The sequence below is a fragment of the Methylobacterium sp. WL103 genome, from assembly GCF_008039885.1.
Lineage (GTDB): Bacteria > Pseudomonadota > Alphaproteobacteria > Rhizobiales > Beijerinckiaceae > Methylobacterium > Methylobacterium cerastii.
In genome coordinates this window covers 1-2,638 of the sequence record NZ_VRUX01000575.1, presented here as the reverse complement: position 1 = coordinate 2,638, position 2,638 = coordinate 1, and the positions used below count along the sequence as shown (strand labels likewise).

Below are 2,638 nucleotides of genomic sequence, written 5' to 3'. Positions count from 1 at the left end.
CCCGGCGCCCTCGCGCAAGGCGCACCGGCGCCGGCCGCAGGTGCGCCCTCCGGCAGCCTGACCTACGGCATCTCGATGTCGGACCTGCCGCTCACCACCGGCCAGCCGGACAAGGGCGCGGGCGGCTACCAATTCACCGGGCTGACCCTCTACGATCCGCTGATCGCCTGGGAGCTCGACGTCTCGGACCGTCCGGGCAAGATGGTGCCCGGCCTCGCGACCGCATGGGAGAGCGACCCGGCCGACCGCAAGAACTGGACGTTCCGCCTGCGCGACGGGGTCAAGTTCCACGACGGCTCGGCCTTCGACGCCGACGCGGTGATCTGGAACTTCGACAAGGTGCTCAACAAGGAGGCGCCGCATTTCGACCAGCGCCAGGCCGCCCAGGTGCGCCCGCGCCTGCCCGGCGTCGCGTCCTACAAGAAGCTCGACGCGATGACCGTGCAGGTCACCACCAAGACGGCCGACAGCCTGTTCCCGTACCAGATGCTGTGGTTCCTGATCTCGTCGCCGGCGCAGTTCGAGGCGGTCGGGCGCGACTGGTCGAAATTCGCGTTCCAGCCCTCCGGCACCGGCCCCTACAAGATCGGCGTGCTGCAGCCCCGCGTCCGCCTCGAACTGGTGGCGAACGAGGCCTACTGGAACCCCAAGCGTGCGCCGAAGCTCGCCAAGCTGACGCTGGCCTGCGTGCCGGAAGACCTCGCCCGGGTGAACGCTCTGCTCTCGGGCAACGTGGACCTGATCGAGCTGCCGGCGCCCGATGCCGTGCCGCGCCTCAAGGCCGCCGGCATGCGGATCGTCGGCAACGACACGCCGCACGTGTGGAACTACCACCTGTCGATGGTCGAGGGCTCGCCCTGGCGCGACATCCGCCTGCGCAAGGCCGCCAACCTCGCCGTCGACCGCGACGGCGTGGTCCAGCTGATGGGCGGCCTCGCCGCCCCGGCCGTCGGGCAGGTCCAGGCGTCGAGCCCGTGGTTCGGCAAGCCGACCTTCCAGATCAAGACCGACGTCGCGGCGGCCAAGAAGCTCGTCGAGGAGGCCGGCTTCTCGGTGAAGAACCCGGTGAAGGCGACGATCCTGATTCCCACCGGCGGCACCGGGCAGATGCTGTCCCTGCCGATCAACGAGTTCATCCAGCAGAGCTGGGCCGAGATCGGCATCCAGGTGGAGTTCAAGACCGTCGAGCTGGAGGTCGCCTACACCGGCTGGCGCCAGGGCGCGGCCGACCCGAGCCAGAAGGGCATCTCGGCCGGAAACATCGCCTACGTCACCTCCGACCCGTTCTACGCGATCCTGCGCTTCTACGATTCGCGCCAGGTCGCGCCGAACGGGGTGAACTGGAGCCACTGGAAGAACGCCGAGGTCGACGCCCTCTGCGACAACGTCAAGGCCAGCCTCGACCCGGTCGAGCAGGACAAGCTCCTGGCCCGCATCCACGAGATCGTGGTCGACGAGGCGGTGCAGGTCTGGGTCGTGCACGACACCAACCCGCACGCGCTCTCGAAGAAGGTGAAGGGCTACACCCAGGCCCAGCACTGGTTCCAGGACCTGACGACGCTGGCGTGAGCGGACGGCGCGGGTCTCCCCTCTCCCTGCACGCGGGGAGAGGCCCGGCTGCACCTCGTCGTGCAGCCGGGTAGCGAAGGCGAAGCCGCAGCGGCGGTGAGGGGGAGCGGCCGGAAAAGTCTCGCCCGTTCGCGCCCTTTTGCCTTCGGCTGCCGCCTCGTGTTGCCGACGACGGGGTCGGCAATGCCCTTTCCCCGCGTGCGGAGAGAGGGGATGCGCGGCTTTCTCTGCCGAGGTTCAATGCGAGGCCCGGCATATCCCAGGATATGCGTCGATCGACGACCGCGCGATGCGAATGCCGCTGGCCCGCCTCCACCCCCTCAAAGCCGCTCGGCCTCCGCCGCCTCCCCCGCCAGCCGCACCAGCACCTGCCGCAGCCAGCGGTGGGCCGGGTCGTCGTCGTAGGAGGCGTGCCAGAGCATCGAGACGGCGACCTCTTCGAGCGGCACCGGCGCCGGGCTCACCGTCAGGCCGAGGGCGTCGGCGAAGTAGGTCGCGAGGCGCGCGTGCATCGTCGTGATCACCGGTGCGGCGCGCACCAGGAACGGCACCACCAGGAAGCGCGGCGTCGTGAGCGCCAGGGTGCGCGCCCGGCCGATCTTGGCCAGCGCGTCGTCGACGACCCCGTGGGCGGTCTCGCGCAGGCTGGTGAGGATGTGCGGGAAGCGCAGGTAGTCGTCGAGCGAGATCGGCGGTACGAGCCCGACCTGGCCGGCGTCGAACAGGCAGACGTAGGTGTCGCGGTAGAGCAGCCGCTGCTTGTGATGGGTCTGGCCCTCGAACCCGAAGCCGATGGCGAGGTCGACCCGGTCCGCGTCGAGCTCCTCCAGGATGTGCGTGCGATCGACCGAGCGCAGCAGCAGGCGGATGCCCGGCGCCTCCGCGCGCAGGTAACCGAGCAGCCGCGGCCCGAGCAGCACCTCGGTGCTGTCCGGCAGGCTCACGGTGAAGGTCCGCTCGGTCGTCGCCGGGTCGAACGCCGCCTCGCGGCGCACGATCGCCTGGATCTGTCGCAGGGCCGCGGCTGCTCGGTTACCTGCGCGCGGGGTCGGGCGCATCCCGTCGGGGG

Annotated in this window: 2 protein-coding genes; one reads left to right on the top strand and one right to left on the bottom strand. The window is 70.3% G+C overall.

What is annotated here, in order from left to right:
• A partial coding sequence (locus tag FV222_RS22545) for an ABC transporter substrate-binding protein (RefSeq protein ID WP_147815688.1) occupies positions 1 to 1,569 on the top strand: 1,569 nt, incomplete at its 5' end.
• A gap of 320 nt (positions 1,570 to 1,889) precedes the next feature.
• On the opposite strand, the gene FV222_RS22540 is transcribed toward FV222_RS22545, so the two are convergent.
• Positions 1,890 to 2,638 (bottom strand): LysR substrate-binding domain-containing protein (locus tag FV222_RS22540; RefSeq protein ID WP_147815687.1); only part of this gene is annotated, 749 nt, incomplete at its 5' end.